Origin of the sequence: Marmoricola endophyticus (assembly GCF_014644415.1) — a bacterium.
GTDB classification, from domain to species: domain Bacteria; phylum Actinomycetota; class Actinomycetes; order Propionibacteriales; family Nocardioidaceae; genus Marmoricola; species Marmoricola endophyticus.
In genome coordinates this window covers 615,116-640,269 of sequence record NZ_BMKQ01000001.1, presented here as the reverse complement: position 1 = coordinate 640,269, position 25,154 = coordinate 615,116, and the positions used below count along the sequence as shown (strand labels likewise).

Here is a 25,154-nt window from a genome sequence, read left to right as displayed (position 1 = left end):
CCGTGCGAGTCCCGATGTCCTGGCTGCGCGAGCACGTCGCGCTGCCCGAGAGTCTCTCCACCGACGAGCTCACCGACCGGCTGACGGCGCTCGGGCTCAAGCTCGAGGCGCTGGAGCGCCCGGGGCACGACATGTCCGGTCCGCTGGTCGTCGGCCGCGTGCTCACGATGGAGCCGGAGGCGCAGAAGAACGGCAAGACGATCAACTGGTGCTCGGTCGACGTCGGCGCAGCGAACGGCACCGGTGATCCGCAGGGCATCGTCTGCGGCGCGCACAACTTCTCCGTCGGGGACCTCGTGGTCTGCGTCCTGCCCGGTGGGGTGCTGCCCGGAGGCTTCGAGATCAGCGCGCGCAAGACGTACGGGCACGTCTCGGCCGGGATGATCTGCTCCACCCAGGAGCTCGGTCTGGGGGAGGACCACAGCGGGATCCTGGTGCTGCCGGAGGACGCGGGCGAGCCCGGCGACGACGTCTTCGGCCTGCTCGACCTGCGCGAGGAGGTCGTCGAGCTGGAGATCAACCCCGACCGTGCCTACGCCCTGTCGATCCGCGGGGTCGCCCGCGAGGCCGCGCTCGGCTTCGACCTGGACTACGCCGACCCGGCCGCCCGTGCGGTGCCGCCCGCGAACGGCGACGGGTGGCCGGTCGAGATCGAGGACGCGGAGGGCTGCCCGGTGTTCGTCGCCCGCACCGTCTCCGGCGTCGACGCGACCGCCCCCACGCCCGACTGGATGGCACGTCGGCTCCTGCTCGCCGGGATGCGGCCGATCAGCCTCGCCGTCGACGTCACCAACTACGTGATGCTCGAGCTCGGCCGGCCGCTGCACGGCTATGACGCCGACGAGCTCACCGGCACCGTCGGCGTGCGCCGTGCCCGCGACGGGGAGAAGCTCACCACCCTCGACGGCACGGTCCGCGCGCTCGACCCCGAGGACCTGGTCGTCACCGACGACTCCGGGGCGATCGGCCTCGGCGGCGTGATGGGCGGTGAGGCGACCGAGATGTCGCAGACGACCACGCGCGTGCTGATCGAGTCCGCGCACTGGGACCCGGTGTCGATGTTCCGCACCGGTCGTCGGCACAAGCTGACCTCCGAGGCCGGCCGCCGCAACGAGCGCGGCGTCGACCCGACGATCTGCGAGGTCGCCGCCCAGCGGGCGGCCGAGCTGCTGGTCGAGCACGGCGGCGGCACGATCGAGGACGGCGTCACCGTCGTCGGCACGGCGCCGCCGCGCGAGCCGATCTCGTTGCCGGTCGACCTTCCGGCGGCGATCAGCGGGATGTCGATCCCGGCGGACACCACGCTCGCGCACCTCGCCGCGGTCGGCTGCGACGTCGAGGTGGACCCGCGCGGGGACTCGCTCTGGGCGACCCCACCGCCGTGGCGCCCCGACCTCACCGACCCGTACGACCTGGTCGAGGAGGTCGCCCGGATCGTCGGGTACGACGAGGTGCCCTCCGTGCTGCCCGACGCGCCCTCCGGCCGGGGCCTGACCCGCGGTCAGGCGCTGCGCCGCCGCGTGGGTCGCGCGCTCGCGGGGGCGGGCTACGTCGAGACGGTCAGCTTCCCGTTCGTCGGCGCGGCCGACCTGGAGCGGCTGGGGCTCGACGGCGACGACGAGCGACGCAGGACGCTGCGGCTCGCGAACCCGCTCAGCGCCGAGGCGCCGGACGTGACCACGACGCTGCTGCCCGGCCTGCTGAGCGCGACCGCGCGCAACCTCGGCCGCGGCACGTCCGACGTCGCGCTGTTCGAGCTCGCGACGGTGACCCTGCCCGAGAACGGTGCGCCACCGGCGCCCCTGCTCCCCGTCGACACGGCTCCCAGCGCCGCGCAGTGGGAGGAGCTGCAGCGGGCCGTCCCGGCCCAGCCGCAGCACCTCGCGGTGACGCTGGCCGGCGCGCGTGAGCCCGCCGGCTGGTGGGGGCCGGCGAGGCCGGCGACCTGGGCCGACGCGATCGAGGCGGTCCGCGTGGTCGCGGACGCGGTCGGGGCCGAGGTGGAGGTACGAGCCGCTGCGCGTGCCCCCTGGCACCCGGGCCGCTGCGCGGAGATCGTGGTCGGCGAGCACGTCGTCGGGCACGCCGGCGAGCTGCACCCGCGGGTGTGCGCGTCGTACGACCTGCCGCCGCGCAGCGCCGCCGCCGAGATCGACCTGGACGTCCTGGCGGCACACGCCCGCGAGGTGGTGCCGGCGCCGCGGATCTCGTCCTACCCGGTGGCCAAGGACGACGTGGCGCTGGTGGTCGACGCGGACCTTCCGGCCGCCGAGCTCGCAGCGACGCTGCGTGAGGGGGCGGGTGAGCTGTGCGAGTCGGTGCGGCTCTTCGACCTCTACACCGGTGAGCAGATCGGGGAGGGGCGCAAGTCGCTGGCCTTCGCGCTGCGCTTCCGTGCCCTCGACCGGACGCTCACCGACGCCGAGACCGCCGAGGCCCGCGCTGCGGCCGTGGCACTCGCGGTCCAGCGACACGGAGCCGAGCAGCGGGCCTGATGCTCACGCTCCTCGACGGGGTCGCCTGGGACGACCTCCCGGTCCCCGGCGAGGGCAGCCACCGGCTCCTGGGCGAGCTGGTGGTGGCGTACCCCAGGGTCCTGGCCGTCGGCGACCTGGTCGAGCGGGTCTGGGGCGACCAGACGCCGGAGCACCCCGAGAAGGCGCTGCAGGTGCTCGTCTCGCGCACCCGGCGTCGTACCCACCCCGACGTGGTCGTGCACGCGGCGTCCGGCTACCGCCTCGGGCTGCGCGCCGACCAGGTCGACGTGCTTCGCCTCCTCGAGCTGGTGCGCACCGCACGCGAGGCGCGCTCGGTCGGCGACCTCGACGTCGTCCGGCACACCGCGCGCGACGCCCTCGCCGTCCGGGTCACCGGCTCGTCGCTCGACGAGACGCCGCAGGGCGATCTCGTGCGGGCCGCCGTCCGCGCGCAGGACGAGGCCCGCCGGCTGCTGGGCGCCGCCCTCGCGGGTCGGGGCGAGTCGGAGGAGGCGCTCCCGCTGCTCGAGCGCGCGCTGGAGACGGCACCCGGCGACGAGGACCTGCTGGCCGACCTCCTCGGCGTCGAGGCCGCGGTGCGCGGTGTGCCGGCCGCGCTGCAGCGCTACGCGACGTACGCCGAGCACGCGCTGGAGGTCTCCGGCGCCGAGCCCGGCGAGCGGTTGCGCCGGATGCACGCGGACCTGCTGGCGCGCGACGCGCCGGTCCGCGAGGGCCTGCGCTACGACGCGACACCGATGGTGGGGCGCGACGAGGACGTCACCCGCCTGCGAGGGCTCCTCTCCACCCACCGCGTCGTCACCGTCGTCGGCCCGGGCGGGCTGGGCAAGACCCGGGTGGCGCACCTGCTCGGTCGCCTGGCTCCGCAGCCGATGGTGTGGTTCGTGGAGCTGGCCGGGGTGACCACCGGCGACGGGGTGGTCCGCAAGGTCGCCGCCGACCTCGGGGTCCGCGACCGTCTCGACGCCCGTGCGGCGCAGTCCCAGCCCGCCGACCTGCGTGCCCGGCTCGCGCAGCGGCTCGGTGGCGCTCCGGCGCTGCTGGTGCTCGACAACTGCGAGCACGTGCTGGACGCCGCTGCCGACCTGGTCGCCTTCCTCGTCGCCGCCACCGACCAGTGCCGGGTGCTGGCCACCAGCCGCGCGCCGCTCGCGATCAGCGCCGAGCAGGTCTACCCGCTGACCCAGCTCGACGTCGAGGAGTCGGTCGAGCTGTTCGGCCGTCGCGCGCGGGCCGCGCGGCCCGGCGTACGACTGGACGACGCGGAGGTGCGCGCCCTGGTGGCGCGTCTCGACGGGCTGCCGCTGGCCCTGGAGCTGGCCGCGGCGAAGGTCCGGGCGATGCCGGTCTCCGAGATCGCGCGGCGGCTGGCGGACCGCTTCGCCCTGCTCGCGGGCGGCGACCGCAGCGCACCGGACCGCCACCGCACGCTCGAGGCGGTGATCGACTGGAGCTGGCGGCTGCTGCGTCCCGAGGCGCAGCGGGCGCTCGAGCGGCTCGCGGTCTTCCCCGACGGCTTCGGGCTCGACGGCGCCGCGGGGGTGCTCGGGACCGACCCGGTGGGGATCCTCGCCGAGCTGGCCGACCAGTCGCTCGTGGTGCTCGAGGAGAGCGACGCGGCGCTGCGCTACCGGTTCCTGGAGACCGTGCGCGACTACGCCCTGCGCCGCCTCGACGACCAGGGCCTGCGCGCGAGCGCGGAGCGCGACCTCGCCACCTGGGCGGTGGCCCGCGCGCGCGACCTCGCCGCCCGGCTCTTCACCACCGACCAGCCGGCCGTGATGGACGAGGTGCGTGCCGAGGTCGGCACCCTCGTGGGTGTGCTCCGCGCCGCGCTCGACCGTCGCGACCTCGCCGTCGTCGTCCCGCTGGTCTCGCTGCTGGTCGACTTCTGGTCCGTCGCCGGGGAGCACCTCGTGGTGATGGGGTGGGTGATCCCGGTCCTCGACCGGCTCGACGACGTCACCGAGCAGCAGCTCGACGACGAGGGCGTCCGCCTCGAGGAGACCCGCGGGGTGCTGTCGATGCTGGCGTTCAACGAGGCGCTGTTCACCGGACGCCTGCGCCCCGGCGTGCTGGACCGGCTCCGGTCGCTGGGCACCGGTCCGGGCGGACGCACCTCGGCCACGGCGGTGCTGCTGCTGGCGATGTACGCCGACGGCGTCGACGAGAACCTCGCCGCGGTCGAGCGGCTCGCCGAGGATCCCGATCCTGCGGTCGCCCGGCACGCGCTGCAGTGGCTGGCGCACGCCCAGGAGAACCTCGGCGACGTCGATGCCGCGCTGGTGAGCTGCCGGCGTGCGATCGCGCTGTGCGACGACTCCGAGGGCCCGTGGCTGCGTGCCCAGATGCACTCGGAGCTCTCCGGGCTGGAGATGCAGTGCGGTCGCTGGGAGGAGTGCGCCGTGCACGCGCGCCTGGCGATGGACGGTATGCAGCGGATCGGCGCCGTCCAGGACGTCCTCCAGCTCGACGCGACGCTCGGCCTGGCCGACATCGCGCTCGGGCGCCTCGAGGACGCGGGGGAGCGGCTGCGACGGCTGGCCTCGCAGCCGGGTGCCGAGACGACGCCCGGCTGGAGCGCGGGCCAGGTCGGTCTGGCCGAGCTGGCCCTGGCCGAGGGGGACGTGGCGACCGGGCTGGCTCTCTACCGCCTCGCCCGGAACGTGGCACTCGGACGCGACCTGGTGACCGATCTCGACTTCGACCCCGAGCTCACGCCGTGGGTGCTCTTCGCGGAGGCGTCGGCGCTCTACGCGCACGCGGCCTACGACGCCGTGGGGCAGGTCAGCGACCTCGCCGAGGCGTTGCGCGCCAAGGCGGTGCGCGTCCTCGGCGACGCGGAGCGTCACGTCGACTACCCGGTCACCGGCTGCCTGCTGCTCGCGCTCGGCGCGTACGACCTGGTCGCCGGGTCTCCGGTCGCGCCCGCGGTGCGCGCGCTCGCGCTGGCCCGCCGGTTCGGCTACCAGCGGAACCTGCCCTCGATGGCGTGGGACGGTGTGGTGCGGCTCGGCGAGCAGCACGCCTCGGGCGCGCTCGACGAGGCGCTCTCGGCGTACGCCGACCGCCTCCCGACGCAGCTGCGCCAGGAGGCGGTCGAGGCGGTCGCCCGCGCGTAGCGAGGTCTCGCCCGGTGGGCCTCAGACGGCCTTGCGGTAGGCGCGCACGGAGAGCGTCGCGAAGATCGCGACGACCGCTGCGCACGCCACGAGCGCCCAGCCGACCTGGGCGGTGACGGCACCCGTGTTGGCGAGGTCCCGCGTGGCGGTGACGACGTGGGAGACCGGGTTGACCTGGACGAACGCCCGGAGCCACCCCGGCATCGAGCCGGGCAGTACGAAGGCGTTGGACACGAATGTCAGTGGGAACATGATCATCATCGACATCCCCTGCACGGCCTGGGCGCTGCGGCCGATGATGCCCACGAACGTGAAGATCCACGCCAGCGACCAGCCCGTGACGATCACCAGCAGGATCGCGGCCACCACGCCGGCGACGCCGCCGCCGGGGCGGTAGCCGATGGCCATCCCGGTGGCGAAGGTCAGCACGGTCGCCACGGTGTAGCGGGTCAGGTCGGCCACCATCGGCCCCGCCAGGGGAGCGATGCGGGCGATCGGCAGCACCCGGAACCGGTCGAACACCCCCTTGTCCATGTCCTCGCGCAGCTGGACACCGGTGGCGATGCAGGCGGTCATCGTGGTCTGCGCGAGGATCCCCGGGATCAGAACGGGCAGGTACTTGTCGACGTCGCCTGAGATGGCGCCGCCGAAGACGAACGCGAACATCGCGGTGAAGAGCAGCGGTTGGACCAGCACGTCGAAGAACTGCTCGGGGTTGCGGCGCATCTTGATCACCGATCGCCAGGCCATGGTCATCGTCTGCGAGAGGACCTCTGCGGCGCCGAGCCGAGGGTGCACCTCGACGGTCGAGTCGCGGGTCTCGGCGGGGATGGTCGTGATCGCGGTCATCGTGCGACCTCCAGGGTGTCGTGGGGGGTGGGTTCGGGGTCGCCGGTCTCGTGGCCGGTCAGGACCAGGAAGACCTCGTCCAGGGTGGGCTGCGCGACGGACACCGAGGCGATGCTGATGCCCTGCGCGCGGAGGGCGAGGAGCGCCTCGGCGGCCTGGTCGGCGTCGGTCAGGGCGACGCTGACGCCGCCTTGCTCGGGCGTCATCACCGGCTCGTGCGGCAGCACACGACCCACGACCGCCGCGGCGGCGGCCACGTCGGCGGTGTCGGCGACCCGCAGCTGGAGCGTCGAGCTACCGACCGAGGCCTTCAGCTGGCCGGGGGTGCCCTCGGCGACCTTGGCGCCGCGGTCGATGACCGCGATCCGGTCCGCGAGCTGGTCGGCCTCGTCGAGGTACTGCGTGGTGAGCAGGATCGTCGACCCGCTGGCCACGAGCTCGCGGATGGTGGTCCACATCTGACCACGGGTACGCGGGTCGAGCCCGGTGGTCGGCTCGTCGAGGAAGATCAGCGGCGGTCGGCGTACGAGACTGACCGCGAGGTCGAGGCGGCGGCGCATGCCTCCGGAGAACTTCGCGATCTGCCGGTCGGCGGCGTCCTCCAGCCCGAACTGCCCGAGCAGGGTGTCGGCCCGGCTGCGCGCCTCGCGCGAGGACAGGCCCAGCAGCCGGCCGAAGAGGCGCAGGTTCTCCCGTGCGGTGAGGTTCTCGTCGACCGAGGCGTACTGCCCGGTCACGCCGAGCAGCTGGCGGACCTCGTGCGGGCGGCGGCGTACGTCGACGCCGAAGATCGAGGCCTCGCCGTCGTCGATGCGCAGCAGCGTCGCGAGCATCGCCAGCGTCGTGGTCTTGCCCGCGCCGTTGGGGCCGAGGACGCCGAAGATCTCGCCGGGCGCGACCTGGAGGTCGATGCCGTCGACCGCGCGGTTCGTGCCGAACTCCTTGACCAGCCCGGTGGCCCGGACCGCGTCGTACGTCGTTGATGTCATGTCGAGGATCCTGGGGCCGTCCGGTTTCAGCGCGGTTGCACGGGCGTCGACCCCGGTTTCACGAGTCATGCAGACTCTTGTATGGTCATGCACATGTCACGGACACGAGTCGCCGTCGCCGGCGCCAGCGGGTACGCGGGGGGAGAGGTCCTCCGGCTGCTGCTCGACCACCCCGAGGTGGAGGTCGGCGCGCTCACAGGCGCGTCGAACGCCGGTCAGAGCCTCGGTGCGCTGCAGCCGCACCTGCTCCCGCTCGCCGACCGGGTCCTGGAGGAGACGACCACCGAGGTGCTCTCCGGACACGACGTGGTGTTCCTCGCCCTGCCGCACGGACAGTCGGGCGCGGTCGCGGCCGAGCTCGGCGACGACGTCGTCGTCATCGACTGCGGGGCCGACTTCCGGCTCACCGACCCCGCCCTGTGGGAGAAGTTCTACGGTTCCGCGCACGCCGGCTCCTGGCCGTACGGGCTCCCCGAGCTGCCCGGCCAGCGCGCGCTGCTGACCGGTGCGACGCGGGTCGCGGTGCCGGGCTGCTACCCGACCGTCTCCTCGCTGGCCCTCGCCCCGGCCGTGGCTGCCGGGATCGTGGACGTCGAGGACCTCGTGATCACCGCCGCCTCGGGCACCAGCGGCGCCGGCAAGGCGGCCAAGCCGCACCTGCTCGGCTCGGAGGTGATGGGATCCGCCAGCGCGTACGGCGTCGGCGGCACGCACCGGCACACCCCCGAGATCATCCAGAACCTCTCCGGCCTGCTCCCCGACGGGCAGGGCGTGAAGGTCTCCTTCACCCCGGTGCTCGTGCCGATGCCGCGGGGGATCCTGGCCAGCGCCTCGGCCCCGACGACATCGAGCGCCGATGACGTCCGCGCCGTCTACGACCAGGCGTACGCCGCAGAGCGGTTCGTCCACCTGCTCCCCGAGGGCCAGTGGCCGCAGACCAAGTCCGTGATCGGGTCCAACGCCGTCCACGTGCAGGTGACCGTCGACGAGGACGCCGGGCGGATGGTCGCCGTCGCCGTCGTCGACAACCTCGCGAAGGGCACCGGAGGAGCGGCGGTGCAGTGCATGAACCTCGCGCTCGGCCTGGACGAGGGCACCGGCCTGACCACCGTGGGGCTGGCGCCGTGAGCGCGGAGGAGTCCGCACCGACCTGGTCGCTCGCGCAGTACCCCGAGCAGGTCTCGGTGGTGCGGCTCGGCCCCGGCACCGACGTCCCTTCCTGGGCCGAGTCGTCCTCGGTCTTCTCTGTCACCGCCACAGCGACCGAGACCAGCGTCGTCTGCGCCTCGCGCAGCGTGCCCACCAAGGCCCGTCAGCAGGGCCCGTTCACCGCGTTCTGCGTCGAGGGGCCGCTCGACTTCGCCCTGACCGGAGTGCTGAGCAGCCTGCTCGAGCCGCTGGCCGAGGCCGGGATCAGCGTCTTCACCCTGTCGACGTTCGACACCGACTGGCTGCTGGTGCCGAAGGACCGCGACGAGGACGCCGCCGAGGCCTGGCGCCGACGCGGCCACACCGTCGCGCCCGCCGTACCCGCCTGAGACCCCGCTACCGAAGGACCACTCCTGTGAGCGTCACCCACCCCGCCGGCTTCACCGCCGCCGGCATCCCCATCGGCCTGAAGTCGACCGGCGCCAAGGATCTGGCTCTGGTCGTCAACAACGGCCCGTCCAAGGCCTCGGCCAGCGTCTTCACCGCCAACCGCTGCATCGCCAACCCGGTGATCTGGAGCAAGGAGGTCGTCAAGGACGGCAAGGTCGAGGCGGTGGTCCTGAACTCCGGCGGCGCGAACTGCTACACCGGCCCGGAGGGCTTCGCGACGACGCACGCCGTCGCCGAGGCGGTGGCCGACGGGCTCGGCGTCGCCGCCGGTGACGTCGTGGTCTGCTCCACCGGCCTGATCGGGCTGACCAACTCCCGTGAGCAGGTGCTCGACGGCGTACGAGCGATCGTCCCGCAGATCTCCGCCGACGGCGGGGACGACGCCGCGCACGCGATCATGACCACCGACTCGGTGAGCAAGCAGGTCGTCGTCCAGCGGGGGGAGGGCGCCGACGGCTGGAGCATCGGTGGGATGGCCAAGGGGGCCGGCATGCTGGCTCCGCAGCTGGCCACGATGCTCGTCGTCCTCACCACCGACGCCGACGTCGACGCCGCCACCCTCGACACCGCGCTGCGGGCGGCGACGCGGGTCTCCTTCGACCGCCTGGACTCCGACGGCTGCATGTCCACCAACGACACCGTGACGCTGATGGCCAGCGGCGCCTCCGGCGTGGCACCGAGCGCCGCCGACTTCACCGCTGCGCTGACCGAGGTCTGCACCGACCTCGCGCTGCAGCTGCTGGCCGACGCCGAGGGCGCGGACCACGAGATCGCGATCACCACCCGCGGCGCGGCGAGCGAGGACGACGCCGTCGAGGTGGGGCGCTCGGTGGCACGCAGTGCGCTGTTCAAGACCGCCGTCTTCGGCAAGGACCCGAACTGGGGCCGGGTGCTGGCATCGATCGGCACGACGAGCGCCGCCTTCGACCCGCTCGACCTCGACGTGGCCGTCAACGACGTGTGGGTGTGCCGCTCCTCCACCCCGGACGCCGACCCGGCCGAGGTCGACCTCGAGCCGCGGAAGGTGACGGTGACCATCGACCTGAAGTCCGGTGAGCACGAGGCGACGGTGTGGACCAACGACCTCACCCACGCCTACGTCCACGAGAACTCCGCCTACTCCTCCTGAAGGGCCCGACGATGAGCAGCGACGAGACGGACCGGCCGACCGCCCCCGAGGAGGAGCAGCACGCCTCCGCGCGGGCGTGGCAGGCGGCCCAGGACAAGGCCGCCACGCTGGCCGAGGCCCTGCCCTGGCTGGAGCGCTACCACGAGAAGGTCATCGTGGTGAAGTACGGCGGCAACGCGATGACCGACGACACCCTCAAGCAGGCCTTCGCCGAGGACATCGTGTTCCTGCGGTACGCAGGCTTCCACCCGGTCGTGGTGCACGGCGGCGGGCCGCAGATCTCCGCGATGCTGGACCGGCTCGGCATCGAGAGCGAGTTCCGCGGCGGGCTCCGGGTGACCACCGACGAGGCGATGGACGTCGTACGCATGGTGCTGGTCGGTCAGGTGCAGCGCGAGCTGGTCGGGCTGCTCAACCAGCACGGCCCGCTCGCGGTCGGTCTGTCCGGCGAGGACGCCGGGCTGCTGACGGCCCGGCGCACGGGCACCGTGGTCGACGGCGAGGAGGTCGACCTCGGCAACGTCGGCGAGGTCGACTCGGTCCGCCCGGAGGCGGTGCTGGACCTGATCGAGGCCGGACGGATCCCGGTGATCTCGGGGATCGCGCCCGACGAGAGCGGCCAGGTGCACAACGTCAACGCCGACACGGCCGCCGCGGCGATCGCGGTCGCGCTGCAGGCGGAGAAGCTGCTGGTCCTGACCGACGTGGAGGGCCTCTACCGCGACTGGCCGCACAGCCCCGACGTGATCGGCGAGATCAGTCCCGAGGAGCTGGAGAAGCTCATCCCGTCGCTGGCGTCCGGGATGGTCCCGAAGATGCGGGCCTGCCTGAGTGCGGTCCAGGGCGGCGTACCGCGATCGACGGTGGTCGACGGCCGCGAGCCGCACGCCGTCCTGCTCGAGATCTTCACCGCAGAGGGCGTCGGCACCCAGGTGCTGCCCGGCGTGACCACCAAGCTGCGCACCGCGATCAAGCCCCCGAGCGTCAAGAAGGAGTCCTGAGATGAGCGAGCTGAAGGAGCGCTACGCCGAGGCCGTGATGAACACCTTCGGCCCGCCGAAGCTGGTGCTGGTCCGCGGGGAGGGCGCGCACGTCTGGGACGAGGACGGCAACGAGTACGTCGACCTGCTCGGCGGGATCGCGGTCAACGCCCTCGGCCACGCGCACCCCGCGCTGGTCGCGGCGGTGAGCGAGCAGATGCAGACCCTCGGTCACGTGTCGAACTTCTTCGCCACCGGTCCCCAGGTCCGCCTTGCCGAGCGGCTCCTCGCGCTGGCCTCGCCCGACGCGGGCCCCCGCGAGGGACGGGTCTTCTTCGCCAACTCCGGCAGCGAGGCCAACGAGGCGGCGCTGAAGGCGACCCGGCGCACCGGCCGGACGAAGCTCGTCTCCGCGGCGGAGTCCTTCCACGGGCGCACGATGGGCTCGCTGGCGCTGACGTCGAAGACGGCGTACCGCGAGCCCTTCGAGCCGCTTCCCGGCGACGTGACCTTCGTGCCGTACGGCGACGCCGCCGCGCTGGCCGCGGTGGTCGACGACGACACGGCCGCGGTGGTGCTGGAGCCGCTGCAGGGCGAGGCCGGGGTCAACGTCCCGCCGCCCGGCTACCTCGCCGAGGCCCGCCGGATCACCCGCGAGCACGGCGCGCTGCTGTGGGTCGACGAGGTGCAGACCGGCATCGGCCGGACCGGCCGCTGGACGGCGCACGACCCGGCGCTCGAGCCCGACCTGGTGACCTTCGCCAAGGGGCTGGCGGGCGGCTACCCGATCGGCGCCTGCGTCGCGTTCGGCGAGGCCGGGCAGCTGCTCGGCCCGGGCAACCACGGCACCACCTTCGGCGGCAACCCGGTCGCGGCGGCGGCCGCGCTGGCGGTGCTGGACACGGTCGAGGCGGAGGGCCTGCTCGAGCACGTACGCACCCTCGGCGCCCACCTGCGCGACGGGCTGGACCACCCGCACGTGGTCGAGGTGCGCGGCGAGGGCCTGCTGATCGGGATCAGCCTCGACGCCGAGGTCGCGCCCGCCGCCGTCGCCGCGGCCCAGGACGCCGGCTTCATCATCAACGCGACCGGACCGGACCGGGTCCGCCTGGCGCCTCCGCTGGTGCTCACCCGGGCCGACGCCGACGCGTTCCTCACCGCCTGGCCGCAGATCCTGGCCACCGCCTACGAGGAGGGGTCGTGACCACCGGGGTGCGGCACTTCCTGCGGGACGACGACCTCTCGCCGGCCGAGCAGGGCGAGGTGCTGGAGCTGGCCGCGACGCTGAAGGCCGCGCCGTACGACATCAAGCCGTACGCCGGGCCGCAGTCCGTCGCGATGATCTTCGACAAGGCCACGCTGCGCACCCAGACCTCGTTCGGGGCCGGCATCGCCGAGCTCGGCGGCAACCCGATGCTGGTCGAGGGCAAGCTGGCCGGCATCGGGGTCCGCGAGTCCGTCGAGGACGTCGCCCGGGTGCTGGGCCGTCAGGTCTCCACGATCGTGTGGCGCACCTTCCTCCAGAGCGACCTGGAGACGATGGCCGCCCACGCCGGGGTGCCCGTGGTGAACGCCCTGACCGACGACTTCCACCCGTGCCAGCTGATCGCCGACCTGCTGACGGTGCGCGAGCACCGCGGCGCGCTCGCCGGGCAGACGGTCGCCTTCGTCGGCGACGGCGCCTGCAACATGGGCAACTCGTGGCTGCTCGCCGGAGCCACCGCGGGGATGCACGTACGCATCAGTGCCCCGGAGGGCTACGTCCCCCGACGCGAGATGTTCGACCACGCCTCGGCGATCGCGGCCGGCACCGGCGGCTCGGCGAGCGCGGTGCCCGATCCGGTCGAGGCGGTCGAGGGTGCCGACGTGGTCGTCACCGACACCTGGATCTCGATGGGCAAGGAGACCGAGGAGGAGGCCAGGACCCGCGTGTTCGCGCCCTGGTCGCTGACGGCCGACCTGCTCGGCCACGCCGCCGAGGGGGCGACGGTGCTGCACTGCCTGCCGGCGTACCGCGGCAAGGAGATCGCCGCCGACGTCCTCGAGGGCCCGCAGAGTGCGGTCTGGGACGAGGCGGAGAACCGCCGGCACGCCCAGAAGGCGATCCTCGTCTGGCTGATGCAGCGGGCTGCGGGGGCGACGTCGTGACCCAGCCCGCCCACGAGCCGCACGCCTCGCACTCGCCGCTGACGAAGTCCGCTCGGCAGCGGCGGATCGTCGACCTGCTGGAGAGTCGCCCGGTGCGCTCGCAGAACGAGCTCGCCGAGCTGCTCGCCGCCGCCGGTGTCTCGGTCACCCAGGCCACGCTGAGCCGCGACCTGCTCGACCTGGACGCGGTCAAGGTGCGCACCCCGGAGGGGCACCTGGTGTACGCCGTCCCCGCCGAAGGTGGCGACCGCACCCCGCTCCTGGTGCGCTCGACGGCCTCCTCGGGTGCGCGTCTGGCCCGCCTGGCCGGCGAGCTGCTGGTCAGCGCCGAGGCGTCGGGCAACCTCGTCGTCCTGCGCACCCCGCCCGGCGCGGCGCAGTTCCTCGCCTCCGCGCTGGACAAGGCCGAGCTGGACGGTGTCCTCGGCACCATCGGCGGCGACGACACCGTCATGGTGATCGGTCGCGGCACCCGGCAGTCCGACGGGGAGGCCCTGGCCCGACGACTCGTGGACCTCGCCACGCACGCGGCGAGGTCCGACCACAGCACCGCGGTCGACGAGGACCCCTCGGGTCCACGCCCCGTCTGATCCGTTCCACTCCCACCCCAGTCACGAAGGAGCTCACCTCATGAGCAAGGTCCTCACCTCCCTGCCCTCCGGCCAGCGCGTCGGCATCGCCTTCTCCGGCGGCCTGGACACCTCCGTCGCGGTCGCCTGGATGCGCGAGAAGGGTGCCGTGCCCTGCACCTACACCGCCGACATCGGCCAGTACGACGAGGCCGACATCGACGGCGTCCCCGCCCGCGCCAAGGAGTACGGCGCCGAGATCGCCCGCGCGCTCGACTGCCGCAGCCAGCTGGTCGAGGAGGGCCTGGCCGCGATCGCCTGCGGCGCCTTCCACGTACGCTCCGGCGGGCGGACGTACTTCAACACCACACCGCTCGGCCGCGCGGTCACCGGCACCCTGCTGGTGCGCGCGATGCACGAGGACGACGTCGACATCTGGGGCGACGGGTCGACCTTCAAGGGCAACGACATCGAGCGGTTCTACCGCTACGGCCTGCTGGCCAACCCCGACCTCCGGGTCTACAAGCCCTGGCTGGACGCGGAGTTCGTCACCGAGCTCGGCGGTCGCACCGAGATGAGCCAGTGGCTGACCGAGCGCGGGCTGCCCTACCGCGACTCCGCGGAGAAGGCGTACTCCACCGACGCCAACATCTGGGGTGCCACCCACGAGGCCAAGACCCTCGAGCACCTCGACACCTCCCTGGAGACCGTCGAGCCGATCATGGGCGTGAAGTTCTGGGACCCGAGCGTCGACATCGAGACCGAGGACGTCACGATCCGCTTCGAGGAGGGCCGCCCGGTCGCCATCGACGGCAAGCGCTACGACGACGCCGTCGAGTTGGTCCACCAGGCCAACCTCATCGGCGGTCGCCACGGCCTCGGCATGTCCGACCAGATCGAGAACCGGATCATCGAGGCCAAGTCGCGCGGCATCTACGAGGCGCCCGCGATGGGTCTGCTCTGGCCGGCGTACGAGCGGCTGCTGAACGCGGTCCACAACGAGGACACCATCGAGAGCTACCACACCCACGGCCGCCGGCTGGGCCGGCTGATGTACGAGGGCCGCTGGCTGGACCCGCAGGCGCTGATGCTGCGGGAGTCGATCCAGCGCTGGATCGCCTCGCTGGTCACCGGCGAGGTCACGCTGCGGCTGCGGCGCGGCGAGGACTACACGATCCTCGACACGCAGGGGGAGAACTTCTCGTACCACCCCGACAAGCTGTCGATGGAGCGCACCGACAACGCCGCCTTCGGTCCCACCGACCGGATCGGCCAGCTGACCATGCGCAACCTGGACATCGCCGACTCCCGCGACAAGCTCGAGCTGTACGCCGGCCAGCCGCAGGACCAGGGTCACGTCCTCGTCGAGAACGGGACCCTGTTCGGCGAGCTGCCGGCCGGGGGAGCGGGGCGGATCTCCTCCAACCCGAGCGCCCGCGGCGACGCCGAGAAGGCGCTCGACGAGGCCGCGATGGAGTTCGGCACGGACTGAGCCGCTCGCGCGGTGGTCGAGCCCGAAGCGAGCGCAGCGAGCGAGGCGATGTCCTGAGCAGCGACGGAGGAGCGCGACGAAGGGACGTCGAGACCACTCCCCACCGACCTCGTGAGGACCTGCGATCGGGGTACCTCGTCGCGCAGGACCACCCGACCCACCTGACCCGCCCGACCCCACCCGACTCGGAGGACCAGTGGACGACACCCTGACCGGCAAGGCCGACTTCGAAGACATCTACACCGCCCCGGACCCGCGGCCCTACTTCCGCACGCTCGGGCCCCTGGACTACCGGATCCCCGGCGAGATGCTCCCGCTGGTCGTGCAGGCCCTGCGCTCGGCGCCGGGCCCGCAGCGCCCGGTGCTCGACCTGTGCTGCTCGTACGGACTGAACGGCGCGCTGCTGCGCACCGACCTCGACTTCGCCGGGCTCACGGCGCACTACACCGGCGCCGACCTGGACGAGGGCACGCCCGAGGCGCGCATCGCCGCCGACCGGGAGTTCGTCGGTGCCCACCTGCGTGGCGACGCACCCGTCGTGCGGGGGCTGGACATCGCAGCGCCCGCCATCGACCACTCGGTCGCGGTCGGCACGCTGAGCGCGGGCTGGGCCGAGGACCTGGAGTCCGCCGACCCGTCGGCCGAGCTCGCCGCCGGCATCGCGGACACCGGGTTGCTGATCTGCACCGGCGGCATCGGCTACGTCTCGCAGACCTCCGTCGAGCGGATCCTGGGCTGCCTGGAGCACCCGGAGCGCGTCTGGGTGCTGTGCAGCGTGCTGCGCTCGGTGTCGTACGACGCCGTGCGCGGCGCCTGCTCGTCGTACGGCCTGGTCACCGAGCAGGTCCCGGTGCCACCGCTGCGCCAGCGGCGCTTCGCCGACGCGACCGAGGCCCGCTCGGCGGTGGAGGGCGCGCGCGCCTGGGGCTGCGACACGACCGGGCTGGAGGACGACGGCTGGTGGTACGCCGAGGCGTGGCTCAGCCGGCCCGCCGCCGACGCGGAGGCCCTGCCGGTCGAGGACCTCGCGGCCGCGGCTGGCAGGCTCGCCGCGTGACGAAGGACCTCTCGACCACGCGCACCGGTGCCCTGTGGGGCGGCCGGTTCGCCGACGGCCCCAGCCCTGAGCTCGAGGCGCTGTCGCGCTCGACGCACTTCGACTGGCGGCTGGTGCCGTACGACCTCGCCGGCTCGCGGGCGCACGCCCGCGCTCTCTACCGGGCCGGTCTGCTCGACGACGCCCAGCTCAACGGCCTGCTGGACGGGCTGGAGGCGCTGGGGGACCGCTTCGCCGCCGGCAGCCTGCGACCCGACCCGGGCGACGAGGACGTCCACGGCGCCCTGGAGCGGCTCCTGGTCGAGGAGGTCGGGGCCGACCTCGGCGGGCGGATCCGGGCGGGTCGCTCGCGCAACGACCAGATCGCCACCCTGCTGCGCGCCTACCTGCGCGACCACGCCCGTGTCGTCGCCGGTCTCGTCCTGGACCTCGTCGAGGCGCTGGCCGAGCAGGCGCGCGCGCACCTCGGCGCGACGATGCCGGGCCGTACGCACTTCCAGCACGCCCAGCCCGTCCTGCTCTCGCACCACCTGCTCGCGCACGCCTGGCCGCTGCTGCGCGACGTCGAGCGGCTGCGCGACTGGGACGCGCGCGCCGCCGAGTCGCCGTACGGCGGCGGCGCGCTGGCGGGTGCCAGCCTCGGGCTGGACCCCGAGGCGGTCGCCGCGGACCTCGGCTTCGACCATGCCAGCCCGAACTCCATCGACGGCACGGCGGCGCGCGACGTCGCCGCGGAGCTCGGCTTCGTCGCCGCGATGGTCGGCGTCGACGTCAGCCGGATCGCCGAGGAGGTGATCGTGTGGGCGACCAAGGAGTTCGGCTTCGTCCGGCTGCACGACTCCTGGTCGACCGGGTCGAGCATCATGCCGCAGAAGAAGAACCCCGACATCGCCGAGCTGGCGCGCGGCAAGGCCGGCCGGGTGGTCGGCAACCTCACCGGGCTGCTCACCACGCTCAAGGCGCTGCCGCTGGCGTACAACCGCGACATCCAGGAGGACAAGGAGCCGCTGTTCGACTCCGTGGACACCCTCGAGCTGGTGCTGCCCGCCTTCCGCGGGCTGGTCGCGACCCTCGTCTTCGACACCGAGCGGATGGCCGAGCTCGCCCCGCAGGGCTTCGCGCTGGCCACCGACGTCGCCGAGTGGCTGGTGCGGGAGAAGGTGCCGTTCCGCGAGGCGCACGAGGTCGCCGGCGCGTGCGTACGCCGCTGCGAGGAGCTCGGCTGCGAGCTGTGGGACCTCACCGAGGACCAGCTGGCCGCCATCGACGCCAGGCTCGTGCCCGAGGGCCGGCCGAGCGTGCACGCCGTGCTCACGCTGGAGGGGTCGGTGTCCTCCCGCGACGGTCGCGGCGGCACCGCCGAGGTACGCGTGCGCGAGCAGCTCGACGAGGTCGACGCGGCCGTGGGGGCTCACCGGGCGCGCCTGGCGGGCTGAGACCGTGCCCGCCCACAGCTACGGTCTCGTGCCCTGGCGGCGCGGAGCGGACGGCGTGGAGGTGCTGGTCGGCCACATGGGCGGACCGTTCTGGACGCGCAAGGACGAGCACGCCTGGACCTTCCCCAAGGGGCTGCCGGAGCCGGGGGAGGAGCCGCTGGCCACGGCGCTGCGGGAGTACGCCGAGGAGCTCGGGGTCCCCGCCCCCGACCCGGACGTCGCCGACCTGGTCGCTCTCGGCGAGGCCCGCCAGTCCGGCGGCAAGCGGGTCACCGCCTGGGCCGTCGAGGTGGACCTCGACCCCGCCGACGTCGTGCCCGGCACGTTCGAGATGGAGTGGCCGCCGCGCTCGGGGCGCACGCAGTCCTTCCCCGAGGTCGATCGCGTGGAGTGGGTCCTGCCGGACCGGGCCCGCACCCTGCTGGTCAAGGGCCAGGTCGGTCTGCTCGACCGGCTTCTGGAGCAGCTCGGTGGCTGAGCTCGACGAGGTGGTCCTCGGTCGAGTCGAGGAGGTCGCACCGCTGCTGCTCGGCGCGCACCTGACGTACGCCGGCGTGACCGTGCGGCTCACCGAGGTGGAGGCGTACGCCGGCCCGCCCGGGCAGTACGGCGACGACGACCCCGGCGACCCCGGCGCGCACTCGTACCGCGGTCCGACCAAGCGCAACCGGACCATGCTCGGGCCTCCGGGACGCTGCTACACGTACTTCACCTACGGCATGCACTGGTGCGCCAACGTCGTCACCGGCCCCGCCGGCACCGCCTCGGCCGTGCTGCTGCGCGCCGGCGAGGTCGTCGAGGGACATGACCTGGCGCGCGAGCGCCGGGAAGCGGCCCGGCGCAGCGACCGTCCCCTGGTCGACCGGGAGCTCGCCCGTGGCCCGGCCTGCCTGTGCCGGGCGCTCGCCATCGGCCGGGACCAGGACGGCCTCGACCTCACCGCTCACCTGGAGCTCGCGGGGCCCGTCCCGGCGGACCGGATCAGCACCGGCCCCCGGGTCGGCCTGCGCCTCGCCGCCGACCGCCCGTGGCGGTTCTGGCTCACCGACGACCCGACGGTCTCGCGCTACGTCCGCGCCCCCTCCCGGTAGTCCCTGACGTTTCGGCGGTCGTTCGGCCGATCTGACCGCGAGAACGTCCTGGACTACCCCTTGCGTGAGCGGAGCTCGCCGACCTCCGCCCGGAGCGCGGAGACCTCGTCCAGCAGCCGGTGGATGTCGTCGCGCGTGGCGGCCTCGGCGGCATCGTCGGCGGCGTCGTCGTCCGCCGACACCTTGTCGATCAGCCACGACGCCAGGGACGCGGTGACCGCACCGAGCAGCGCGATGCCCGCGAGCATCAGCACCGCGGCGACCAGCCGGCCCGTCACTGTGACGGGGTAGAGGTCGCCGTACCCGACGGTGCTCACCGTCGTCAGGGCCCACCACACCGCGTCGCCGAACGTCTCGATGTTCGCGCCGGGCGCGCCACGCTCGGCGTCGAGCCCGGCCAGGGCGCCGGTGAGCACGACCAGCGTCGCCGCACTGGCGACGTACGCCGCGACCCGGCCGCGGAACGAGCTGCCCGCCGCCGAGCGGTTCAGCTGGCCCAGGAGGTTCAGCAGCTGCAGCATGCGCAGCGGCCGCAGGGCCGGGAGCACGACGACCAGCAGCTCCGGCACGTGCGTACGCAGGAACCGCGGCCGGTCCTGGCTCACCGCGACCCGGACGACGTAGTCGACCACGAACACGACGTACGCGGCGGCCGTCAGCACGCCGCAGGCGACGCGCCACCCCCTCGGGAGCCCGGGCTGCAGGATCGGCCAGGCGTACGCCGCCAGGAACACCACTGCCGTCACTGTCAGCGGCCACTCCATCGCCGCCTCCCACCGCTCTCTCCGGCTGGGGGGCGGGGCGGGGGCGAGGTCGCTGGTCACCCGCAGACTCTAGGCAGGCCGGTGCGCCGCCAGCGGGTTCACCAGCTCTCCGACGATCGCCAGCGAGCCGGCGGGGTCGGCGAGGTCCAGCATGGAGGTGTTGTCGCGCAGCTGGAGCCGGTTCAGGCAGGACAGCGCGAACGTCGGCGCGAACAGGTCGTGCGCGGCGAAGCGGTCGGCCAGCTCGGGGTGCTCGCGCTGGTACGCCGCCACGACGTCCGCCGCCTGCGCCCAGAAGGCGTCCGCCTGCAGCAGCCCGGACTCGTCGAGCCGCGCGGCCAGGAACCGCAAGAAGCAGTCGACGACGTCGGTGAAGATCGACAGCGTCTGCAGGTCGGGGTCGACGTCGGTCAGCCGGATCCGCTCGGCGAGCTCGGGCAGCTCGACGTCGGCGTCGAAGACCGCCACCTCCTCGCCGACGTCCTTCATCAGCGCACGCACCGGCACGTGGTCGCGCAGCACGAGGATCAGGTTCTCCCCGTGCGGCATGAACACCAGCCGGTGGGCGTAGAAGCAGTGCAGCAGCGGGCGCAGGTACGCCGTCAGGTAGCGGCGCACCCACTCCTCGGCCGCCAGCCCCGAGCCGCGCACGTGCTCGGCCGCGACGGACCGCCCGGAGGCGTCGACGTGGAGCAGCGACGCCATCGTGGCCAGCCGCTCGCCGGGTCCGACCAGGTCGACCGGCGACTCCCGCCACAGCGCGGACAGCATCTTGCCGTACGGCGTCCCGCCGGGCCGCTGCGCGCCGACCTCCTCGTACTCCGCGTGCAGGTAGCCCGTCCCCGCCACCTCGCGCAGCACGTGGAAGCCCACCGAGCGCAGCTCCTCGTCGCCCGCGACCAGGTCGGCCACCCAGCCGCACACCGCCGGGGTGGTGCGCATGTACGCCGGCGACAGGCCGCGCATGAAGCCCATGTTCAGCACCGACAGCGCCGTCTTGACGTAGTGCCGGTCGGGACGGCTCAGGTTGAAGAACGTCCGTACCGACTGCTGCGCCTGGTGCAGGTCCTCGCCGACGCCCAGGCAGACGATCTCGCGCCGTGCCACCTGCGGGGCGAAGGTGACCGCGATCTTGTGCTCCCACTGCCACGGGTGGCAGGGGAGCAGGCGGTAGTCGTCCGGGTCGAGGGCGAGGCCGGTCAGCCGCCCGGCGAAGCGCTCGCGGGTCCCGCTGGAGAGCTCGCCGGCCATCAGGTCCTCGTACGACGGCCCGTCCGTGGCGAAGACGGACAGGTCCCGGCGCACGGCCAACCAGAACAGCCGCACCTCCGACCCGGTCTCCGGCGCGTACGCGGCGTGGTCGCGCACCCCGTAGCCCAGGCGGCCGTTGTTGGCGATGAAGCACGGGTGCCCCTCGGTCATGCCGGACTCGACGTCCTGGAATGGCGCCCGCGACAGCGCGACGGCGTCCAGCGCCTCGGGCCGCTGCTTCCACGCGTGGCCGGCCAGCGTGGCCGCGATCTCCTCGAGGTAGACCGGCAGGGTGGCCGGCCCCATCGGCAGGGTGTCGACGAGGTCGAGCACCAGCCGCTGGGCCTGCACGGCCGAGGGCTCGCCGCCGGCCGTGCGTTCCAGCGATGCCGGATCGACGGACCAGTGGTCCAGCGGAAGCCGCCGCGCGGCGAACGTCCACTCGACGCCGGGGACGTCGGTCGCCAGTCGGAACCGGCCCTCCCCGAGGTCCTCCGGCGCCAGCACCCGCTCGTGGGCGAGCTCGCCGATCGCCTTGGCCACCAGGGCCCGGTCGGCGCGCTGCATCCGCTCGGGGGTCAGGTGCGCCACCCAGGACGCCGGGTCCGCGACGGCACCGCGGTGCTCGACCCAGTCCTCGCGCGTGCAGAACGACAGCAGCGCGTCCTTCTCCGGCAGCCTGACGACGCCGGCGGGGACGAAGCCCGCGGCGGCGTTGAGCACCTGCACCTTGCCGTTGCGCACGTCCGGCTCGACAACCACACGCGTCGCACCGGGCTGCGCGAAGCACAGCTCCAGCACCGCGTCCATCACCGCGCGCGACCAGCCGTGGACCCGCTCGCCGGACGGGGGCGCGACGAGCACGTGCATCCCGACGTCGCCGGGCCGGACGTCGTACGCCTCGGCCAGCTCGCCGATCGCCGGGTCGTAGCGCTCGGCCAGGAAGGCTGGCTCCCCGTCGTGCAGCCCGAGGAACGCCTCGTGGTGGCCGGACGCCGCGATGCCGGCGTACTCCTTCTCGACGTCGGCGACCGACGCGTCCTGCATGTCCCAGAAGGCGGCGTACGGCCGGGTCACCCAGTCGTGCAGCAGCGCCGCGTCCGCAGCGGGGTCGACGGCTCGGAACGTGAACCTCATGCCTCATCCCTCCTCAGGTCGGTCGGCACACCGAACTCCTGCACCGCGATCCGCTGCTCCACCGGGTACGGCGTCCGGCCGGTCACCTGCGCGAGGATCACCGAGCTGCGGTGCGCCCCCATGCCGAGGTCGGGGGCGACGAAGCCGTGCGTGTGCGCCTCGGCGTTCTGCACGAAGATCTCGCCACCGGTGTGGTCGACGGCGTAGTGCTCGTCGGCGTCGAACCGTCCCTGCTCGTCCCACCGGATCCGGTCCCGCACCGGCTCCAGCAGGTCCGGCACCTGAGGCCGGTAGCCGGTGGCCAGCACCAGGGCATCGGTACGCATGCGCAGGGCCTCCCCGCTCTCGGCGTGGTCGGCGTCGATCACGTACCCGGTCCCGGGGGCGTCCTCGCGACGCACGGCGGTGACCTCCATGCCGGTGAGCAGCCGCGTGCGCGAGGTGTCGTCGAGCGCGTAGAGCGTGTCGAAGACGTCGTCGACGACGTCGCCGGAGATCCCCTTGTAGAGGCCCTGCTGCGAGCGCAGCAAGGGGTCGCGCACCTCGGCGGGGAGCCCGCGGAAGTAGTGCGAGTACTCCGGCGAGGTCATCTCCAGCGTGAGCTTCGTGTACTCCAGCGGGAAGAACCGCGGTGACCGGGTCAGCCAGGTCAGCGCGCCGGACGTGCCGCGTTCGCGCAGCAGGTCGCGGAAGACCTCGGCCGCGCTCTGACCGCTGCCGACCACCGTCACGCTCTCCTGCCGCAGCAGGTCCTCCCGGTGGGCGAGGTAGTCGCCGGAGTGGACCACCTGCTTGTCGGCAAGCACGTCGCGGGCGACGTCCGGGACGTACGCCGGCGTGCCCACCCCGAGCACGACGCGTCGCCCGCGGTGGACGTACGAGGCGCCTGCGGCGTCGCGCGAGCGGACGACGTAGTGCTCGCCGTCGTGCTCGACGCTGCGGACCCGGCGGTCGAACCGCACGCCTTCCACCCGGTGCGCCGCCCAGCGGCAGTAGGCGTCGTACTCCCTGCGCAGCGGGTAGAAGCTCTCCCGGATGTAGAACGGGTAGAGCCGCCCCGTCTCCTTCAACCACGCCAGGAAGGAGTACGGCGAGGTCGGGTCGGCCAGGCTGACCAGGTCGGCCAGGAACGGCACCTGCAGCACCGCGTCGGGAAGCAGCATCCCCGGGTGCCAGGCGAAGTCGTCCTCGGCCTCGAGGAACACCGCGTCGACGTCGTCGAGCGGGTCGGCCAGGCACGCCAGCCCCAGGTTGAACGGGCCGAGCCCGATCCCCACCAGGTCGTGCACCGTGCCGTCGTCGTACGCACCCCTCACGACGCCTCCCTCGTTCCCGAGCGGGTCGAGGAGTCGGCCTCGTCGACGACGTCGGCGGCGTGCCGCTCGAGCAGGTCGACGACGTGCTCGAGGTCCGCCACGGTGGTCGCCGGGTTGAGCAGGGTCAGCTTCAGCCAGGACCGGCCGTCCACCTTGGTGGCGGCGACGGCCCCCTCACCCGAGGCGAACAGCCGGTCGCGCGCCTCGTCGTTGGCCCGGTCGAGCAGGTCGCCGTCGGGCACCCCGTCGGGCCGGACCCGGAAGACCACTGTGCTCAGCGGCGGGTCCAGCAGCACCTCGACACCCGGGCGCGCTCGGTAGGCCGCCGCTCCCGCCGTGGCCAGGTCGATGCAGGCGTCGAACATCGTTCCGATCGCGTCCGCGCCAGTCGTCCGCAGCGTCAGCCACAGCTTCAGCGCGTCGAAGCGGCGCGTGGTCTGCAGGCTCTTGTCGACCTGGTTCGGCTTCTCCTCCGGGTCGGCGTCGACCGGGTTGAGGTAGTCCGCGTGGTACGTCGCGTGGCGCAGCGTCCGCCGCTCGCGGACGACGACGACGCTGGAGGCCACCGGCTGGAACCAGGTCTTGTGGAAGTCGACCGTCACCGAGTCGGCCGAACCGATCCCGGCCAGCCGGTCGGCGTACGACGGTGAGGCGAGCAGCCCGCCGCCGTACGCCGCGTCCACGTGCATCCACGCGCCGTGGGCCCGGCACAGGCCGGCGATCGCGGCCAGCGGGTCGATCGCACCGAAGTCGGTCGTCCCGGCGGTGGCCACGACCGCCATCGGCACCAGGCCCTCCTCACGCATCCGGGACAGGGCCCGGCTCAGCGCCTCGGGATCCATGCGCCGGTCGTCGTCCACGGCCACCGGGACGACGGCGTCGCCGCCCATGCCCAGCAGCGACGCGGCCTTGACGACGCTGAAGTGCCCGTCCTCGGAGGCCAGGATCCGCAGCCGGTGCAGCGCGGGGGAGTCCACTGCCTCGCCGCAGAGCATCAGCGTGTGGTCCCGTGCCAGCAGCAGCGCCTGCAGGTTCGACGTCGTGCCACCCGAGGTGAAGACGCCGTTCGCCCGGGGGCCGAGCCCGATCCGGTCGGCGGTCCAGCGCACCAGTCGCCGCTCGATCATGGTCGCGCCCGCGCTCTGGTCCCAGGTGTCCATGGAGGAGTTGATGCTGGAGGCGATGACGTCGGCCGCGATCGCCGGCACGGAGATCGGGCAGTTCAGGTGGGCCACGTAGCGCGGGTGGTGGAAGTAGACGGCGTCGTCGAGGTAGAGCGGCCCCAGCTCGGACAGCGCGTCGTCCAGCCCGCCCAGCGGAGTGTCCAGGTCGGTCGCCGCGACCCGACTCTCCAGGACACCGGGGTCGGCGCCGGTGAACGGCCCGTCCGCGCGGCGTACGGCGTCCGCGGCGACGCGGGTGGCAGCGTGGACGGCGCCGACGAGCGCCTCGCTGGTCTCGGCGTGCAGCAGGGCGTCGTGCCACGGCGCGCGCGGCCGGCTGCCGTACGACGTCGGCGCGGCGTCGGTGGTGACCGGCTCCAGCGGTGGGCGGGGGTCCCGAGACATGGTCGTCCTCTCCGGGGGAAGTAGGTAAGCCTCACCTAAACGGGTCCGGGGTGGCGACCGCAACCCCGGTCCGGGCGAGGCCGGTCACACCCGGGCCGACGCGCGCCGCGCACCGCCGTACGGCAGGCTGGTCGTCGAGCGGCCGCACGGCAGCGGCCC

Annotated in this window: 20 protein-coding genes; 14 read left to right on the top strand and 6 right to left on the bottom strand. The window is 73.5% G+C overall.

Annotation, left to right across the window (positions count from 1 at the left end; translation table 11 throughout):
• Positions 1 to 2 precede the first annotated feature (2 nt).
• The gene (gene pheT / locus IEX42_RS03145; protein ID WP_188778135.1) at positions 3 to 2,495 is read left to right on the top strand and encodes a phenylalanine--tRNA ligase subunit beta; all 2,493 of its coding nucleotides are present in this window, start codon (positions 3 to 5) and stop codon (positions 2,493 to 2,495) included.
• Complete coding sequence (locus IEX42_RS03140; protein ID WP_188778133.1) at positions 2,495 to 5,620, top strand: ATP-binding protein; 3,126 nt, start codon at positions 2,495 to 2,497, stop codon at positions 5,618 to 5,620. The genes pheT and IEX42_RS03140 overlap by 1 nt, the downstream gene beginning before the upstream one ends.
• A 21-nt stretch (positions 5,621 to 5,641) precedes the next feature.
• Here IEX42_RS03140 and IEX42_RS03135 read toward each other — a convergent pair whose 3' ends face one another.
• Both IEX42_RS03135 and IEX42_RS03130 read right to left on the bottom strand, forming a co-directional pair.
• Complete coding sequence (locus IEX42_RS03135) at positions 5,642 to 6,469, bottom strand: ABC transporter permease (RefSeq protein ID WP_188778131.1); 828 nt, start codon at positions 6,467 to 6,469, stop codon at positions 5,642 to 5,644.
• Positions 6,466 to 7,458 carry an ATP-binding cassette domain-containing protein gene (locus tag IEX42_RS03130; RefSeq protein ID WP_188778129.1) on the bottom strand — a complete coding sequence of 331 codons (993 nt, stop codon included), beginning with the start codon at positions 7,456 to 7,458 and terminating at the stop codon, positions 6,466 to 6,468. The genes IEX42_RS03135 and IEX42_RS03130 overlap by 4 nt, the downstream gene beginning before the upstream one ends.
• A gap of 87 nt (positions 7,459 to 7,545) precedes the next feature.
• Between IEX42_RS03130 and argC the strand changes: the two genes are divergently transcribed.
• From argC to IEX42_RS03070, 12 genes are all read left to right on the top strand, one after another.
• On the top strand, positions 7,546 to 8,586 hold the full coding sequence (gene argC / locus IEX42_RS03125; protein ID WP_229660554.1) for an N-acetyl-gamma-glutamyl-phosphate reductase: 1,041 nt from the start codon (positions 7,546 to 7,548) through the stop codon (positions 8,584 to 8,586).
• A complete protein-coding gene (locus tag IEX42_RS03120) occupies positions 8,583 to 8,996 on the top strand; it encodes an ACT domain-containing protein (RefSeq protein WP_188778125.1) in 414 nt (137 codons plus the stop codon). Before argC ends, IEX42_RS03120 begins: the two co-directional genes overlap by 4 nt.
• A gap of 26 nt (positions 8,997 to 9,022) precedes the next feature.
• Positions 9,023 to 10,186, top strand: a complete 1,164-nt coding sequence (gene argJ / locus IEX42_RS03115) for a bifunctional glutamate N-acetyltransferase/amino-acid acetyltransferase ArgJ (protein WP_188778123.1) — start codon at positions 9,023 to 9,025, stop codon at positions 10,184 to 10,186.
• Positions 10,187 to 10,197: 11 nt separating this feature from the next.
• On the top strand, positions 10,198 to 11,187 hold the full coding sequence (argB, locus tag IEX42_RS03110; protein ID WP_188778121.1) for an acetylglutamate kinase: 990 nt from the start codon (positions 10,198 to 10,200) through the stop codon (positions 11,185 to 11,187).
• Between the two features lies 1 nt (position 11,188).
• Positions 11,189 to 12,370 carry an acetylornithine transaminase gene (locus tag IEX42_RS03105; protein ID WP_188778120.1) on the top strand — a complete coding sequence of 394 codons (1,182 nt, stop codon included), beginning with the start codon at positions 11,189 to 11,191 and terminating at the stop codon, positions 12,368 to 12,370.
• Positions 12,367 to 13,314 carry an ornithine carbamoyltransferase gene (gene argF / locus IEX42_RS03100; protein ID WP_188778118.1) on the top strand — a complete coding sequence of 316 codons (948 nt, stop codon included), beginning with the start codon at positions 12,367 to 12,369 and terminating at the stop codon, positions 13,312 to 13,314. The genes IEX42_RS03105 and argF overlap by 4 nt, the downstream gene beginning before the upstream one ends.
• A complete protein-coding gene (locus IEX42_RS03095) occupies positions 13,311 to 13,904 on the top strand; it encodes an arginine repressor (RefSeq protein WP_188778116.1) in 594 nt (197 codons plus the stop codon). Before argF ends, IEX42_RS03095 begins: the two co-directional genes overlap by 4 nt.
• Before the next feature lie 40 nt (positions 13,905 to 13,944).
• The gene (argG, locus tag IEX42_RS03090; protein WP_188778114.1) at positions 13,945 to 15,375 is read left to right on the top strand and encodes an argininosuccinate synthase; all 1,431 of its coding nucleotides are present in this window, start codon (positions 13,945 to 13,947) and stop codon (positions 15,373 to 15,375) included.
• 196 nt (positions 15,376 to 15,571) lie between these two features.
• Positions 15,572 to 16,432, top strand: coding sequence for a class I SAM-dependent methyltransferase (locus IEX42_RS03085; RefSeq protein ID WP_188778112.1), 861 nt, complete (start codon positions 15,572 to 15,574; stop codon positions 16,430 to 16,432).
• The gene (argH, locus tag IEX42_RS03080; RefSeq protein ID WP_188778110.1) at positions 16,429 to 17,868 is read left to right on the top strand and encodes an argininosuccinate lyase; all 1,440 of its coding nucleotides are present in this window, start codon (positions 16,429 to 16,431) and stop codon (positions 17,866 to 17,868) included. Before IEX42_RS03085 ends, argH begins: the two co-directional genes overlap by 4 nt.
• A 4-nt stretch (positions 17,869 to 17,872) precedes the next feature.
• A complete protein-coding gene (locus tag IEX42_RS03075) occupies positions 17,873 to 18,346 on the top strand; it encodes an NUDIX hydrolase (RefSeq protein ID WP_229660553.1) in 474 nt (157 codons plus the stop codon).
• Positions 18,339 to 18,959: a DNA-3-methyladenine glycosylase gene (locus IEX42_RS03070; RefSeq protein WP_188778108.1), complete on the top strand. Its 621-nt coding sequence runs from the start codon at positions 18,339 to 18,341 to the stop codon at positions 18,957 to 18,959. Before IEX42_RS03075 ends, IEX42_RS03070 begins: the two co-directional genes overlap by 8 nt.
• Positions 18,960 to 19,012: 53 nt before the next feature.
• Here IEX42_RS03070 and IEX42_RS03065 read toward each other — a convergent pair whose 3' ends face one another.
• From IEX42_RS03065 to IEX42_RS03050, 4 genes are read right to left on the bottom strand one after another with little or no spacing between them, the layout of a single operon-like run.
• A complete protein-coding gene (locus IEX42_RS03065; protein WP_229660552.1) occupies positions 19,013 to 19,783 on the bottom strand; it encodes a potassium channel family protein in 771 nt (256 codons plus the stop codon).
• A 9-nt stretch (positions 19,784 to 19,792) separates the two neighbouring features.
• Positions 19,793 to 22,111 (bottom strand): GNAT family N-acetyltransferase, encoded by a 2,319-nt coding sequence (locus IEX42_RS03060; protein WP_188778106.1) that lies wholly within the window; start codon positions 22,109 to 22,111, stop codon positions 19,793 to 19,795.
• Entirely contained in the window at positions 22,108 to 23,427 is a 1,320-nt protein-coding gene (locus IEX42_RS03055; protein WP_188778104.1) for a lysine N(6)-hydroxylase/L-ornithine N(5)-oxygenase family protein, read from the bottom strand. Before IEX42_RS03055 ends, IEX42_RS03060 begins: the two co-directional genes overlap by 4 nt.
• On the bottom strand, positions 23,424 to 24,995 hold the full coding sequence (locus tag IEX42_RS03050; RefSeq protein ID WP_188778102.1) for a pyridoxal phosphate-dependent decarboxylase family protein: 1,572 nt from the start codon (positions 24,993 to 24,995) through the stop codon (positions 23,424 to 23,426). Before IEX42_RS03050 ends, IEX42_RS03055 begins: the two co-directional genes overlap by 4 nt.
• Positions 24,996 to 25,154 lie beyond the last annotated feature (159 nt).